This window comes from Rhodovulum iodosum, from assembly GCF_041020385.1.
Taxonomy (GTDB): domain Bacteria; phylum Pseudomonadota; class Alphaproteobacteria; order Rhodobacterales; family Rhodobacteraceae; genus Rhodovulum; species Rhodovulum iodosum.
In genome coordinates this window covers 1,264,396-1,278,450 of sequence record NZ_JBEHHI010000001.1, presented here as the reverse complement: position 1 = coordinate 1,278,450, position 14,055 = coordinate 1,264,396, and the positions used below count along the sequence as shown (strand labels likewise).

12 protein-coding genes are annotated in these 14,055 nt (G+C 70.0%); 10 read left to right on the top strand and 2 right to left on the bottom strand.

Translation table 11 applies throughout. The features are described from left to right. The first annotated feature begins 79 nt into the window (after window positions 1–79). On the top strand, window positions 80–1,108 hold the full coding sequence (locus Ga0609869_RS06265) for a trans-3-hydroxy-L-proline dehydratase (protein ID WP_125403013.1): 1,029 nt from the start codon (window positions 80–82) through the stop codon (window positions 1,106–1,108). Window positions 1,109–1,126: 18 nt separating this feature from the next. Here Ga0609869_RS06265 and Ga0609869_RS06260 read toward each other — a convergent pair whose 3' ends face one another. Next, window positions 1,127–3,775, bottom strand: coding sequence for an AMP-binding protein (locus tag Ga0609869_RS06260; RefSeq protein ID WP_369022840.1), 2,649 nt, complete (start codon window positions 3,773–3,775; stop codon window positions 1,127–1,129). 361 nt (window positions 3,776–4,136) lie between these two features. Here Ga0609869_RS06260 and Ga0609869_RS06255 point away from each other — a divergent pair, with 361 nt between their 5' ends. The 6 genes from Ga0609869_RS06255 (at window position 4,137) to Ga0609869_RS06230 (ending at window position 9,651) form a co-directional block, all read left to right on the top strand. Next, window positions 4,137–4,430, top strand: a complete 294-nt coding sequence (locus Ga0609869_RS06255) for a hypothetical protein (RefSeq protein WP_125405459.1) — start codon at window positions 4,137–4,139, stop codon at window positions 4,428–4,430. 110 nt (window positions 4,431–4,540) lie between these two features. Next, window positions 4,541–4,825 (top strand): YrhK family protein, encoded by a 285-nt coding sequence (locus Ga0609869_RS06250; protein ID WP_125405461.1) that lies wholly within the window; start codon window positions 4,541–4,543, stop codon window positions 4,823–4,825. Window positions 4,826–4,831: 6 nt separating this feature from the next. Continuing rightward, entirely contained in the window at window positions 4,832–5,707 is an 876-nt protein-coding gene (locus Ga0609869_RS06245; protein ID WP_125405464.1) for a nitrilase-related carbon-nitrogen hydrolase, read from the top strand. A 267-nt stretch (window positions 5,708–5,974) separates the two neighbouring features. Further along, window positions 5,975–8,377 carry a phenylalanine--tRNA ligase subunit beta gene (gene pheT, locus Ga0609869_RS06240; RefSeq protein ID WP_125405467.1) on the top strand — a complete coding sequence of 801 codons (2,403 nt, stop codon included), beginning with the start codon at window positions 5,975–5,977 and terminating at the stop codon, window positions 8,375–8,377. A gap of 171 nt (window positions 8,378–8,548) precedes the next feature. Then, window positions 8,549–9,205, top strand: a complete 657-nt coding sequence (locus tag Ga0609869_RS06235; protein WP_125405469.1) for a phosphoribosyltransferase — start codon at window positions 8,549–8,551, stop codon at window positions 9,203–9,205. Next, on the top strand, window positions 9,202–9,651 hold the full coding sequence (locus tag Ga0609869_RS06230) for a YtoQ family protein (protein ID WP_125405472.1): 450 nt from the start codon (window positions 9,202–9,204) through the stop codon (window positions 9,649–9,651). Before Ga0609869_RS06235 ends, Ga0609869_RS06230 begins: the two co-directional genes overlap by 4 nt. Here Ga0609869_RS06230 and Ga0609869_RS06225 read toward each other — a convergent pair. Next, a complete protein-coding gene (locus tag Ga0609869_RS06225) occupies window positions 9,648–10,604 on the bottom strand; it encodes an L-threonylcarbamoyladenylate synthase (RefSeq protein ID WP_125405475.1) in 957 nt (318 codons plus the stop codon). The two genes, Ga0609869_RS06230 and Ga0609869_RS06225, sit on opposite strands and share 4 nt — an antisense overlap. Window positions 10,605–10,735: 131 nt before the next feature. On the opposite strand from Ga0609869_RS06225, the gene Ga0609869_RS06220 reads away from it, so the two are divergent. From Ga0609869_RS06220 to Ga0609869_RS06210, 3 genes are read left to right on the top strand one after another with little or no spacing between them, the layout of a single operon-like run. Further along, window positions 10,736–12,451, top strand: coding sequence for an acyl-CoA dehydrogenase (locus tag Ga0609869_RS06220; RefSeq protein ID WP_125405478.1), 1,716 nt, complete (start codon window positions 10,736–10,738; stop codon window positions 12,449–12,451). Continuing rightward, window positions 12,451–13,497, top strand: a complete 1,047-nt coding sequence (locus Ga0609869_RS06215; RefSeq protein ID WP_125405479.1) for an MBL fold metallo-hydrolase — start codon at window positions 12,451–12,453, stop codon at window positions 13,495–13,497. Before Ga0609869_RS06220 ends, Ga0609869_RS06215 begins: the two co-directional genes overlap by 1 nt. 1 nt (window position 13,498) lies before the next feature. Further along, window positions 13,499–13,942, top strand: coding sequence for a DUF6173 family protein (locus Ga0609869_RS06210; RefSeq protein WP_125405482.1), 444 nt, complete (start codon window positions 13,499–13,501; stop codon window positions 13,940–13,942). Window positions 13,943–14,055: the final 113 nt, after the last annotated feature.

The following is a 14,055-nucleotide window of genomic DNA, read 5'->3' as shown; positions in this document are numbered from 1 at the left end:
GGAAGGGCCGTCCTCAAGCTGCCGGTATCGAAGACGATCACGAGGCCCGGACGCGACGTGAAAAAGGGACAGGCCGGCCATGCGCAGCAGCAAGACGGTGCATGTCATCTCCGCCCATGCCGAGGGCGAGGTGGGCGATGTCATCGTTGGCGGCGTGGCGCCGCCGCCCGGCGACACGATCTGGGCGCAAAGCCGATGGATCGCCAGCGACGATCGGCTGCGGTGCTTCGTGCTGAACGAACCGCGTGGCGGCGTGTTTCGCCACGTCAACCTGCTGGTCCCCCCGAAAGACCCGCGCGCCGATGCCGCCTTCATCATCATGGAGCCCGAGGACACCCCGCCGATGTCGGGCTCCAACGCGATCTGCGTGGCGACCGTGCTGCTGGACGCCGGTATCCTGCCCATGCGCGAGCCCGAGACCGAGCTGACGCTGGAGGCCCCCGGTGGCCTGGTGCGGGTGCGCGCCCGGTGCAAGGGCGGCAAGGCAGAGCGCATCTTCGTTGAAAACCTGCCCAGCTTTGCCGCGCGGCTGGATGCGCCGCTGGAGGTCGCGGGGCTGGGCACGCTGAGCGTGGACACCGCCTATGGCGGCGACAGTTTCGTCGTGGCCGATGCGGCCGCGCTGGGCCTGTCGCTGAACCCGGACGAGGCCCATGACATCGCCCGGCTGGGCGTGCGCATCACCGAGGCGGCCAACGCGGCGCTGGGTTTCGACCACCCCGAGAACGCCGACTGGCGGCATATCTCGTTCTGCCTGTTCGCGGGGCCGTTGGCGCGGGGGCCCGAGGGGCTGGAAACCCGCGCCGCGGTGGCGATCCGTCCCGGCAAGGTCGACCGCTCGCCCACCGGCACGGCGCTGTCGGCACGCATGGCGCTGCTGCACAGGCGCGGGCAGTTGAAGGCCGGCGAGGCGTTGACCGTGCGATCCCTGATCGGGTCCAGCTTCACCGGCCGCATCCTGGGCACGACGCGGGTGGGCGATCTGCCCGCCGTGCTGCCCGAGATATCCGGGCGCGGCTGGATCACCGGCATGCACCAGCACATGCTCGACCCCGACGATCCCTGGCCCGAGGGCTACCGGCTGTCCGACACATGGGGCGCGCGCTGATCTGGCCGCCCCGGGGCGCTAGGCCAGCATCTCGGTCAGCGCGGGATAATTCGTCTTGCCCGAGGCCAGCACCGGCAGTTCCTCGATCTCGACGATGCGCGCGGGCAGAGAGATCTCTGCGACCCCTTTTTCCTTGGCGTGCCGGGCCAGTGCTGCGCGGTCCAGCCCGGGCGCGGTCACGGCCAGCACCACGCATTCGCCCTTGCGCGGGTCGGGCTGGCCCACGGCGGCCAGCGCGACACCCGGCCAGACCTCGCTGGCCAGCGCCTCGACCGCGCCGAGGCTGACCATCTCGCCGCCGACCTTGATGAACCGCCTTTGCCGGCCGCGGATCACGACGAAACCATCTGCGTCGATATCGATCAGGTCGCCGGTGTCGTGCCAGCCCTCGTCCGGGGGCAACAGCGTGCCCGGCGCCTCGGGCAGGTAATAGCCCTTCATGATGTTGGGCCCTTTTATGAAGAGCTTGTTGCCGGGCAGGCCCGGCACCTCCTTTAGCCGGATCGCGATGCCGGGCAACATCCGCCCCACCGTGCCCGACTTGTGGCTGGAGGGCGTGTTGAGCGCCAGAACCGGCCCGGCCTCGGTGGTGCCGTAGCCTTCGAGGATGCGCACGCCGAACTGATCGGCCCAGTAATTGCGCGTGTTCTGCTTGACCGGCTCGGCCCCGGCAATGGCGGCGCGCAGGGTGGCGAAATCGGCGGGGCTGGCCTTGCGCCCCCATCCCGACAGGAAGGTGTCGGTGCCCAGGATGATGGTCGGTTGGTGGATATACGCCATATGCGGGATTTCGCGGTAGTGCAGCGGCGAGGGGTAAAGCGCCACCCGCGCCCCGCAGATCAGCGGGAACAGAACGCCCCCGGTCAGGCCCAGCGAATGAAACATCGGCAGCGCCGAAAACATCTTGTCGGCCGGGCCCACATCGGTGCGCGCCCTCAACTGGGCGACATTGGCCAAGAGGTTGCCATGGCTCAGCACCACGCCCTTGGGCGCGCCCTCGGTGCCCGAGGTGAACAGGATCGCGGCGGGCGTGTCCGCCGTGGCGCCGCCGCGGCCCGGCCGGCTGGCGCTCAGCAACGCCTTCAGCTTTTCCTTCCTGCCGATGGCCGCGCGGATGTCCTCGGTCCACAGGATCTCGACGCCGTTTTCCTCGAAGGCGTCGATCACCGCCTCCAGCTTTCCGATCGTGACGAAGGCGCGCGATGAAATCACCCGGCTGACCCGCGCGGTGCGCAGGCACGACAGCGCCGGGCCGGTCCCCAGCGTGGGGTTCAACAGCGCCGGGATGCGCCGCTCGCGCCACAGCGCGAACAAAACGACCGGCGCGGCGGCCACCGTGGGCAACAGCACGCCCACATGGTCGTCGATCTCGGTGCGCCGGGCCAGCTCGGCGCCCAGCGCCGCGGCGCCGACGCGCAGCTTGCCCCGGCTGAGGCTGTTGCCCATCGCGTCGTCGATCACGTTGCCGCGGGCGCCGAACCGCGCGATCACGTCGTTCAGCGCGTCGTTCAGCGTCTCGCAACGGTTGATCGCCTCGAACCGGTGCCGTTCCATCAGGTCGACCAGCGCGGCGTTAGCAGCCTCGCGCCGGGCCGCGCCTTTCACGGCGGGGTCGAGCCCCAACCGCTGCGGCGGGCCCACCCGCACACGCACCCGCGGAAACCACCGCCGGCGGAACCCGATCTTGCGGCGCGACCAGCGGCTGAATTCCAGCCCCTCGATCGAGACCGGCACGACCGGCGCATCGGCCATGTCCAAGAGCCAGGCCGCACCGGGAAAGATCTTCATCAGCCCGCCATGCACCGTCAGCCGCCCCTCGGGAAAGATCATCGCCGCCCCGCCGCCGCGCACATGGCCGGCGAGTTCCTTCATCGACACCGGCTCGGTCGGGTCGACCGGCGCGAGCGGCACCAGATTTCCCAGGCGGCTCAGGCCCGGTTTGCCGGCCCAGCCGGGGTCCATCGCAAAGGTGCAGTCGCGCCCGATCAGCGCGAACATGAGCGGGCCGTCGACGAGGCTGACATGGTTCGACATGAAAATGACGGGCCCCTCGGCCGACAGATGCTCGGCGCCCTCGACATCGACGCGGAACCAGCCCCGCAACGCCATGCGGACAAAGCCTTGCAGCGCATCGCGCGGGAACAGCCGGATCGCCGCCGCCGTTGCCAGAAGGGCGGCGGCGGCGCCGTAAAGGGCGATCTGCGGCAGGCCCGCGCCCGACGCGGCCAGCCCCAGCCCCAGCGCCCCGGCAAGCGCGGCGACCAGCGCGGCGATGGCCGAGGCCCCGGCCAAAGCGCGGCCCGGCGCGACCGCGCCCCGCCGCAGCGCGCGCAACAGCGGCGCGGTGCAAAGGCCCACGCCCAGCGCCATGGCCGACAGCGCCGCGGCAGCGACCGGGCCCGATCCGTCGGGCAGGGCGGCCAGCGCCGCGGCGGCCAGCGCTGTCAGCGCCGCCGAGGGCGCCACCGGCCACAGCGATGCCGCGCCTCGTAACAGCCGCAGCGACAGCACCGCGCCGGCGCAGCAGCCGATGGCGAAAAGCAGCAGCCAAAGGATCACGGCCACCCCACCGTTCGCGGTGCCCGTCAGCCCGGCCAGACACAGCGCGGCCCCCGCCCAGATGCCGCCCATCAGCCCTGCGTGCCGATAGAGAATGCCGCGTGTCATTCGTCGTCCTCCCTCACGGGCCCGATGCCGGGGCTGCGTTTGGCCGCGGCTTCGCCTTGCGGATCGGGCCCGATGGGCGGCCTATCCGCCCACCCCTATGAATGAGCGCAAGTTGCCGCAGCGCAAGCCCCGAGATCCCGGCCCGGTCCAGAACCCATTCCATAGCCATGATCGGCGCCGATGCCACGGTCCGGTTGACGCAGCGGCGCGGCCGTTCTGCCAAGGTGCGCGGAATCGCGCAAAACGGCAGGCAGCGCTTCCGTTGCGGCGTGGCCTCTGCCAAGCTCTGCCCAGCCGGTGCGCCGCGTCGCACCCCGCCGCCCGTTCGCGCGGCAGGCACGAAACCGGAAGGAGGACCGTGATGTTTTTCAAACCCGCCCTCGGCGCCATCGCGCTGGCCGGCCTGTCGGGCTGTATCGACAGCGGTGGCGCGCCGAATTCCGGCCCGCCCAGCGTCGACGAGCAGGCCTGCCTCGCCGCGGTCGTGCGCGAGGCCAGCAACCCGGACGTCACGGTGATATCTTCGCAGGAATCCGAGGCGGGCACGACGGTGCGGATCGGCGTCGGGGCGGGACGGGCGCCCTGGCAATGCCTCGCCTACCCGGACGGCACGACGGGCGAGGTGATGTCGCTGGTCGACGAGGGCGCGCTCTGATGCGCCCGCCTGCCACCGCTACGCAAACCAGGCAACAGGGCAGGTACCTCCCGTCCGGCTGACCTGTGGTGCCATGTTGCCCCGGACTGAGAGCCCAGCCCGCCATGCCCATGCAGCTATTCCGCCATGCCAGCCGAGAACGCAACGCCGACACCCGGCGGGTCTACGCACTGTACGAAATCGCACATACGGTCGTCGATTTCGCCGCCGCGCTGTGCTTTCTCGTCGGCTCGATCCTGTTTTTCTGGGACGCGGCCGAAACCCCGGCAATCTGGCTTTTCGTCCTCGGCTCGGTCTTTTTCTTTCTCAAGCCGGCGATCCGGCTTATGCGCGAGATACAGCTCTACCGCATGGGCCGGCTCGACCGGCTCGCCGCCCGCGCCGAGGAGGACTAGCGCCAGATGACACGCCCGCTGATCGCCGCCGCCGCGCAATTTGCCAGCCGCATCGGCGATCTTGGCGCCAATTTCGACGAGCATCGCGCCTGGGTGCATTCGGCGCGGGCCCATGACGCCGACCTTCTGGTCTTCCCCGAGCTCAGCCTTGCGGGCCATCACGGCGCCGAGGCGTTGCTGGACGTCGCCATCAGGCGCACTGACAAGCGGCTGTTGGACCTCTCTCGCGAGGCGGGCGAGATGATCCTCGTGGTGGGCTTCATCGAGGAAGGGCCCGGCGCGCAATTCTACAACGCCGCGGCCGTGCTCAAGGCCGGGCGGCTGATCTACCTGCACCGCAAGATCAACCTGCCCTCCTACGGACGGCTGGTCGAGACCAAGTATTATGCGCAAGGCCGCTTCGTCGACACCCATGCCATCGGCGAGGACTGGCGGCTGGGCCTTTTGATCTGTGCCGATCTGTGGAACCCGGCGCTGGTGCACATGGCCTTTCTGCACGGGGCCACGCTTTTGGTCGCGCCGATCTCGTCAGGGGTCGAGGCCGTGGGCGAGGGGTTCGACAACCCCGCCGGCTGGGCCGCGACGATGCATTTCTACTCGATGATGTACGGGGCGCCCTCGATCATGGCCAACCGCGTCGGCACCGAGGAAAACCTGACCTTCTGGGGTGGCTCGCGCATCCTCGACGCCTTTGGTCAGCCGCTGGCGGTGGCCGGCGATGGGCCCGAACTCATCACCGCCGAGCTGGATTACGGGCAGCTGCGCCAGGCCCGCGCGATGCTGCCCACGGTGCGCGACAGCAACCTCGCCCTTGTCGCGCGCGAGATGACCCGGCTGACCGACACGCTGGGCGTGCCCGACATCATCCGCCACGCAGAGTAGGGCGGCGCCAGGCCGAAGGCGCTGGCCCCTCTCGGCCATAACGCCGCCCGATGCAGTCCGTAGGGTGGCTGCCAACGCACCGCCGGCACCCCGAAGCCCGGCCGAGTGAGTGGTGGGTTCGCACCCACCCTACCGCGCGGCCGCGCCCCGGCGCGCGCCCACGGTCCGCCCCGGCTCGCGTCGCCGCGCCTTGCGCTCGCCCCTTCCCCCTCTCGGCCCTTTCGGCTAACACGCCCCGGACCGCTGACCCAATGCAGGGACGCCACGATGAAGTTCACCCTTTCCTGGCTGAAGGACCACCTCGACACCGAGGCGAGCCTCGACGAGATCCTCGACGCGCTGACCGACCTGGGGCTTGAGGTCGAGGGCGTCGAGAACCCGGCCATGAAGCTGGAAGAGTTCACCCTCGGCAAGGTGCTGAAGGCCGAGAAACACCCCGATGCCGACCGCCTGCGCGTTTGCCAGGTGGCGACGGCCCGGGGCGTACAGCAAATCATCTGCGGCGCACCCAATGCGCGCGAGGGCATCACCGTGGTGGTGGCCCATCCCGGCACCTACATCCCCGGCATCGACACGATCATCCAGGTCGGCAAGATCCGCGGCGTGGAAAGCCACGGCATGATGTGCTCGGAACGCGAGATGGAGCTTTCCGACGAACATGACGGCATCATCGAGCTGCCCTCGGGCGAGGTGGGCGAGAAATTCACCGACTGGCTGGCCGGGAACGACCCGGCCAAGGTCGACCCGGTGATCGAGATCGCCATCACCCCCAACCGGCCCGACGCGCTGGGCGTGCACGGCATCGCCCGTGACCTCGCCGCGCGGGGGCTGGGCACGCTGAAACCGGTTGAGGTGGACCCGGTCGCGGGGCAGTTTCCCTGCCCGGTCTCCGTCACCATCGACCCCGAAACGCAGGAAAGCGCCTGCCCGGTCTTCTATGGCCGCGTGATCAAGGGCGTGAAGAACGGCCCCTCGCCGCAGTGGCTGCGGGACCGGCTGCGCGCCATCGGCCTGCGCCCCATCTCGGCGCTGGTCGATATCACCAACTTCTTCACCTGCGACATGAACCGCCCGCTGCACGTCTTCGACGCCGACAAGGTGGCCGGTGCCGCCCTGCGTGTGCATGGCGCCGAGGGAGGCGAGACCTTCCTTGCGCTGGACGAGAAAGAGTATGTCATGCAACCGGGCATGACCGTGATTTCCGACGCAAACGGCGTGGAAAGCCTCGGCGGCGTGATGGGCGGGGAAGAGAGCGGCTGTACCGAAGACACCGCCAACGTCTTCCTCGAAGCCGCCTATTTCGACCCGATCCGCACCGCGATGACCGGCCGGGCGCTCAAGATCAATTCCGACGCCCGCTACCGTTTCGAACGCGGGATCGACCCCGAGTGGACGCCCCACGGGGTGGAGGCCGCGACGCGGATGATCATGGATCTTTGCGGCGGCGAACCTTCCGAGGTTGTCGTGGCCGGCGCCATCCCCGACACCGCGCGGGCCTACAAGCTGGACACCGACCGGGTGGAAAGCCTGGTGGGCATGGACATCCCCGCCGACGAACAGCGCAAGACGCTGACCGCGCTGGGGTTCCGGCTGGAGGGCGACATGGCCCACGTGCCGCCCTGGCGGCCCGATGTGCTGGGCGAGGCCGATCTGGTGGAAGAGGTCGCGCGCGTTGCCTCTCTGACCAAGCTTGAAGGCAAACGCATGCCGCGCGTCCATGTGGGCGTGCCCACCGGCATCCTGACGCACATGCAAAAGCGCGAGGCCGCCGCGCGCCGCACCTGCGCGGCGCTGGGCTACAACGAATGCGTCACCTACTCTTTCATCGATCAGGCCAGCGCCGCGCTGTTCGGCGGGGGCGATGACGCGGCGGCGCTGGAAAACCCCATTTCCAGCGAGATGAGCCATATGCGCCCCGCGTTGTTGCCGGGCCTCTTGCAGGCCGCGGCGCGCAACCAGGCACGCGGGTTCATGGACCTGGCGCTTTTCGAGGTCGGTCCCGCCTTCCACGGGGCCGAGCCCGAAGAGCAGCACCTGCTGGCCTCGGGCCTTCTGGTCGGCCAGTCGGCCCCGCGCGACCCCTATGGCTCGCGCAGGCCAGTGGACCTTTACGACGTCAAGGCCGATTGCGAGGCGGTGCTGGCCGCCATCGGCGCGCCCGCCAAGGCGCAGATCCTGCGCGGCGCGCGCGAATGGTGGCATCCGGGCCGGCACGGCATGGTCTGCCTCGGGCCCAAGAAAGTGATGGCCGTCTTCGGCGAGCTGCACCCCAAGGTGCTGGCCAGGATGGACGTGAAGGGCCCCGCCATGGCCTTTACCGTATGGCTGGAAGAGCCGCCCTTGCCGCGCAGGAAGGCCGCCACGCGGCCCGCGCTGGGCGCGTCGGATTTCCAGCCGGTCGAGCGCGACTTTGCCTTCGTGCTGGATGCCCAGGTCGAGGCCGCCAACGTGGTCAACGCCGCCGCCGGCGCCGACAAGGCGCTGATCGAAGAGGTGCGCGTGTTCGACGAGTTCATCGGCGGCAGCCTCGGGGAGGGCAAGAAATCGCTGGCCATCACCGTGCGGATGCAGCCCGTCGACAAGACCCTGACCGAGGAAGAGATCGAGGCCGTGGGCAGGAAGATCGTCGAGAAGGTACAAAAGGCCACCGGCGGCACGCTGCGCGGCTGACAGGGGTGGTCCTGGCGGCGAGGCTGGGGGGCTCTGCCCCCCAGACCCCCCGGGATATTTCCGGCCAGAAGAAGCGGCCGCGGGGCGCAAGGGGGACGGCGGCCGGGGCTTGGCCCCGCGCCGGGGCGGCGGCATACTCTGCCCCGCGACGGGAAGACGGGAGACAGCGCGATGTTCGACAACCGCGAGGCCGCCGGGCGGCTGCTGGCTGAAAAGGTCGCCGCCGCCGAGCCGGAAAACCCGCTGGTGCTGGCCCTGCCCCGCGGCGGCGTGCCCGTCGCGCTGCCGGTGGCCAAGGCGCTGGGCGCGCCGCTGGACCTGGCGCTGGTGCGCAAGATCGGCATGCCCGGCAACCCCGAACTTGCCGCCGGCGCCGTGGTCGATGGCGGTGCCCGCGAGGTCGTTTTCAACGACGAGGTGCTGGGCTACGCGGGTCTGACGCAGGCCGATTTCGCCGGGGCCGTCGAGGAAAAGCTGAAAGAGATCGAGGCGCGGCGCGAAAGATACCTCGGCGGCCGCAGGCCCGAAAAGATCGCCGGGCGCACCGCCATCGTGGTGGATGACGGCATCGCCACCGGCGCCACCGTGCGGGCCGTTTTGCAGGCGTTGCGCAAGCGCGGCCCGCTGGAGATATGGCTGGCCGTGCCGGTCGGCCCGCAAGAGGTGATCTGGCAGATTCGGGGAATGACGGACCGGCTGATCTTCCTGTCTGCGCCGCGCGATTTCTACGCGGTCGGCGCCCATTACCGCGAATTCGGCCAGGTCAGTGACGAAGAAGTCGTGCAGATGATGCGCAGCTACCGAAACAGTGAAGGGAGCGAGACATGACGCTGAAGGTTTACCTTTCGGGCGAGATCCATACCGATTGGCGCGAGCAGATCGTCGAGGGCGCCACGGGGCTGGACGTGGCCTTCGACAGCCCCGTCACCGACCACGCCGCCAGCGACGATTGCGGCGTGGCGATCCTGGGCGCCGAAGACAACAAGTACTGGCACGACCACAAGGGCGCGATGGTCAACGCGATCCGCACCCGCAAGGGGATTGCAGATGCCGATGTCGTGGTGGTGCGCTTCGGCGAGAAATACAAGCAGTGGAACGCGGCCTTCGACGCGGGCTATGCGGCCGCGCTGGGCAAGTCGCTGATCGTGCTGCACGGGCCCGACCATGCCCACGCGCTGAAAGAGGTCGATGCCGCCGCGCTGGCCGTCGCCGAAGAGCCGCGCCAGGTGGTCGAGATCCTGCGCTACGTGCTGACCGGCGAACTGCCAGGCTAGGCCGGCCGCGGCGCGGCGGCCCGGCGCAGCCGGTCGTTGATCGCGCGCCCCAGCCCGTGATCGGGCACCGGGGCCACCGCGATGGCCTGGCCCGGCGCGGCGCGGGCGTCAAGCGCGCGCAGGTGGTGAAACAGGTTCGCCGCCGCCTCGACCAGATCGCCCGTGGCGGAAAGGTTCAGCGCGGCGCCCGCGCAGTCGGGGCCGAAGCCCAGCCAGAGCGCCCCCTCGGGATTTTCCGTCGCGTTCAGCCGCACGGCTGCGCCCGGCGCGTAATGCGAGGTCAGCTGACCCGGCGCGCTGGGCCGCTCATTGGCCGGCGGTGCCTCCAGCGGGCCGCCGAGGCAGGCCTCCAGCGCCTCGGCGGGCAGGCCCCCCGGGCGCAACAGCACCGGCTCGGGCTGAAATCCCACGATGGTCGATTCCACCCCTACCGGGCAGGCGCCCCCGTCCAGCACCGCCGCGATCAACCCCTCCAACCCGGCCAGCACATGCTCGGCGCGGGTCGGGCTGACCTGTCCCGACTGGTTGGCCGAGGGCGCGGCGACCGCCCCGCCGAACTCGGTCAGCAGGGCACGGGCGACCGGGTGGTCGGGCAGGCGCAGCGCCACGGTCGGCAGCTCTGCGGTGACCAGCGGCGAGACCGCCGCGCCCGCGCGAAGCGGCAGCACCAGCGTCAGCGCGCCGGGCCAGAAGGCGTCGGCCAGCCGCTCGGCCTCGGGCGGGAATTCGGCGATCGTGCGCGCGGTCTTCAGGTCGGGCACATGCACGATCAGCGGGTTGAAGCGCGGCCGTCCCTTGGCCTCGAAGATACGCGCAACCGCGGCATCGTTGGCCGCGTCGGCGCCCAGGCCGTAGACCGTCTCGGTCGGAAAGGCCACCAGCCGCCCCTCTCGCAGCAACTGCGCGGCCCGGACGAGGCCCGCGCCGTCGGGGATCAGGGTCTCGGTCTGCATGGCTGGGCTCCGCATGACGTGGCGTTTTGGCTTGAAGGGGCGTCGTGCTGGGTTAGGGTCTCGGCACGCTGTCTGGTGACATAGCCGCGCGGGGCCCCCGGCTCAAGACGCGGCCGAGTGGGAGGGAAACCATGTCGTATCGCGCTCAGGTAGGCGAGTTTGCCTTTCTGCTCGAAAATGTGGTGGGGCTCTCCGAGGTGACCGCCACCCCGCGCTTTGCCGAGGCCACGCCCGACATCGCCAACGCAATCCTGACCGAGGCCGGCCGGCTCTGCGAAGAGGTACTGGCCCCCTTGCAGCGGCCCGGCGACACCCATCCCGCGCGCCTGGAAAACGGCGTGGTTCGCACCAGCCCCGGCTTTGCCGACGGCTATCGGGCGATCGCCGAGGGCGGCTGGATCGGCATGGCCGCGCCCGCCGATTACGGCGGCATGGGCCTGCCCCAGACACTGGCCTCGGCGGTCGACGACATGATGAGCGGCGCCTGCCTGTCGCTGCAGCTCAGCCCTCTGCTGACCAAGGGCCAGATCGAGGCGCTGGAACACCATGCCAGCGACGAAATCAGGGCGCTCTACCTGCCCAAGCTGATCTCGGGCGAATGGTCGGGCACGATGAACCTGACCGAGCCGCAGGCGGGCAGCGACGTGGGCGCCCTGACCAGCACCGCCCGGCCCAACGGCGACGGCACCTACGCGGTGACGGGGCAGAAGATCTATATCAGCTGGGGCGATGCCGATTTCATCGAAAACATCTGCCACCTGGTGCTGGCACGCCTGCCCGACGCGCCGCCGGGCACCAAGGGGATCAGCCTGTTCCTGGTGCCTCGCAACATCCCCGATGCCGATGGCCGGCCCGGCGTCGCCAACAGCCTGCGGGTGGTCAGCCTCGAGCACAAGACCGGCCTGCACGGCAGCCCGACGGCGGTGATGGACTATGACGCCGCCACCGGCTGGCTGATCGGCGAGCCGCACAAGGGCATGGCCGCGATGTTCACGATGATGAACAATGCCCGCCTCGGCGTCGGGATACAGGGCATCGGCGTGGCCGAGGCCGCCTATCAGCAGGCGCTGGCCTACGCGACCGAGCGCCGGCAGGGCCGCACCCCGCTGGGCGACGGACGCGGGCCGATCGCCGATCATGCGGATGTACGGCGGATGCTGACCGCGATGAAGGCAGAGATATTTGGCGCCCGCGCCATCGCGCTGTCCTGCGCCGCGGCCATCGACATGGCCCGCGCCACCGGCACGGCCGATTGGGCGGCGCGCGCCGCGCTGCTGACGCCGATTGCCAAGGCCCACGGCACCGATGTCGGCATCGCCGTGGCCTCGGCCGGTATCCAGGTGCATGGCGGCATGGGCTACATCGAAGAGACCGGCGCCGCGCAATACCTGCGCGATGTACGCGTGACCGCGATCTACGAGGGCACCAACGGCATCCAGGCGATGGATCTGGTCGGGCGCAAGATGATGGACGGGGGCGAGGCCGCCGCAAGACTTCTCGACGAGATCGAGGATGCGGCCGAGACGGCGCGGGGCACGCTGCCCGATCTGGCCAACGCGGTCTGGGCCGCCGCCGAAAGCCTGCGCGAGGCCACCGAATGGATGGTGGCGCAGGAGGCGACGGACCGTTTCGCGGGCGCGGTGCCGTTTCTCGGCGCCTGGGCCCGGGTGCTTGGCGGCCATTATCATCTCAAGGCCGCGCTGGCCGAGGGCGGCGCGGGCCGGCGCACGGCGCTGGCGCGGGTTTTCGTCACCCGCCTGCTGCCCGAGCATCTCGCGCTGATCGCGCAGGCCAGGGCGGGGGCCCAGGCGCTCTATGCGCTCAGCGCCGAAGACCTGGTCGCTTGATGGACGGCAGCCGCGGTACCATCCACTACCCGTGGACCGTTGCGCCCGCGCCGGACAGCGCGGTGGAGGTGGCCGAGGGTGTTTTCTGGCTGCGCCTGCCGCTGCCGATGGCGCTGGACCATGTCAATGTCTACGCGCTCGACGACGGCGACGGCTGGACGCTGGTCGATACCGGCATCGCCTCGCGCCGGTCGCGGGCGCTTTGGCAGGCGCTCTTGGACGGGCCGCTTTCGGGCAAGCCCGTCACCCGGGTGATCGTCACCCATCACCACCCCGACCACATGGGGCTGGCCGGCTGGTTCCAGTCCGCGTACCGGGCCGAATTGTGGACCACCCGCACCGCCTGGCTTCTCGCCCGGATGCTGCAACTCGACGAGCAGGATCGCCCGACCGACGAGGCGATCGCCTTCTGGCGGGGGGCGGGAATGGACCCCGCGATGCTGGCCCGGCGCGTGTCTGAACGCCCGTTCAACTTTGCCGACACCGTGGCGCCAATGCCGCTCGGCTTTACCCGGATCGTCGAGGGCGACACGCTCCGCGCGGCGGGCCGCGACTGGGATGTCCGCCTCGGCCACGGCCACGCGCCCGACCATGTCACGCTGTGGAGCCGCGACTGCAACCTGGTGCTGGGGGGCGACCAGTTGTTGCCGTCGATCTCTCCCAACCTGGGCGTCTACCCGACCGAGCCAGAGGCCGACCCGGTGGCCGACTGGATGGAAAGCTGCGCGCGACTCGCCGACCATGCGCGCGAGGATCACCTCGTCCTGCCCGGCCACAAGCTGCCCTTTACCGGGCTGCCCACGCGCCTGCGCCAGTTGATCGACAACCATCACGGCGCGCTGGCCCGGCTGGAGGAACATCTGCGCGAGCCCCGCACCGCCTGCGACTGCTTCGTGCCGCTTTTCAAGCGCGAGATCGGTGAGGGCGAATACGGGCTGGCGCTGGTCGAGGCCGTGGGCCATGTCAACCACCTGACCCGCACAGGCCGCGCCCGGCGCTGGCGCCGCGACGACGGCGCCTGGCTCTTCCAGACCGAGGGCGCATAGCATGTCAAGGACGGACCCGCCCGCCGCCCGCGCCGTGCATATCGACCCGCAGGCGTCGGCCACGCCAGAGCAACAGCCGTTGCCCGACGCCGTCGCCCGCACCCCGGTCGACAACAAGAGCCCCGCCCGCTGGGCCTACGAGCGGCTGATCCTTTACATCCGCAATTTCGAAGAGCGGCTGGACAATGCCCACGAGGTGGCCGTGGGCTTTACCGGCGGCGATGCCGGCGTGCTGCGGATCGAGGGGATAGGCTATTTCGACCCGGACATCGTTACCTTCTATGGCAGCGATACGGGCGGCGCGCGCAGTCAGCTTGTCCAGCATGTCAGCCAGCTCAACGTGCTGTTGCGCGCGGTGCCCAAGCAGAGCGCGACCGACGCGCCCCGCCGCATCGGCTTTCGCCTGGCCGCCGAACTGGAAGAGGCGCCGGGCCCGGAAACCTGAACCGGCCGGTCGTGTCGGATCGACACGCCAGCGGCCCGGCCCACGCAATCCCGGCGTGACAGGCACGGCGAACTTGGCTAATTATTTGGGGCGAACAGCGAGAGGAAACCAGC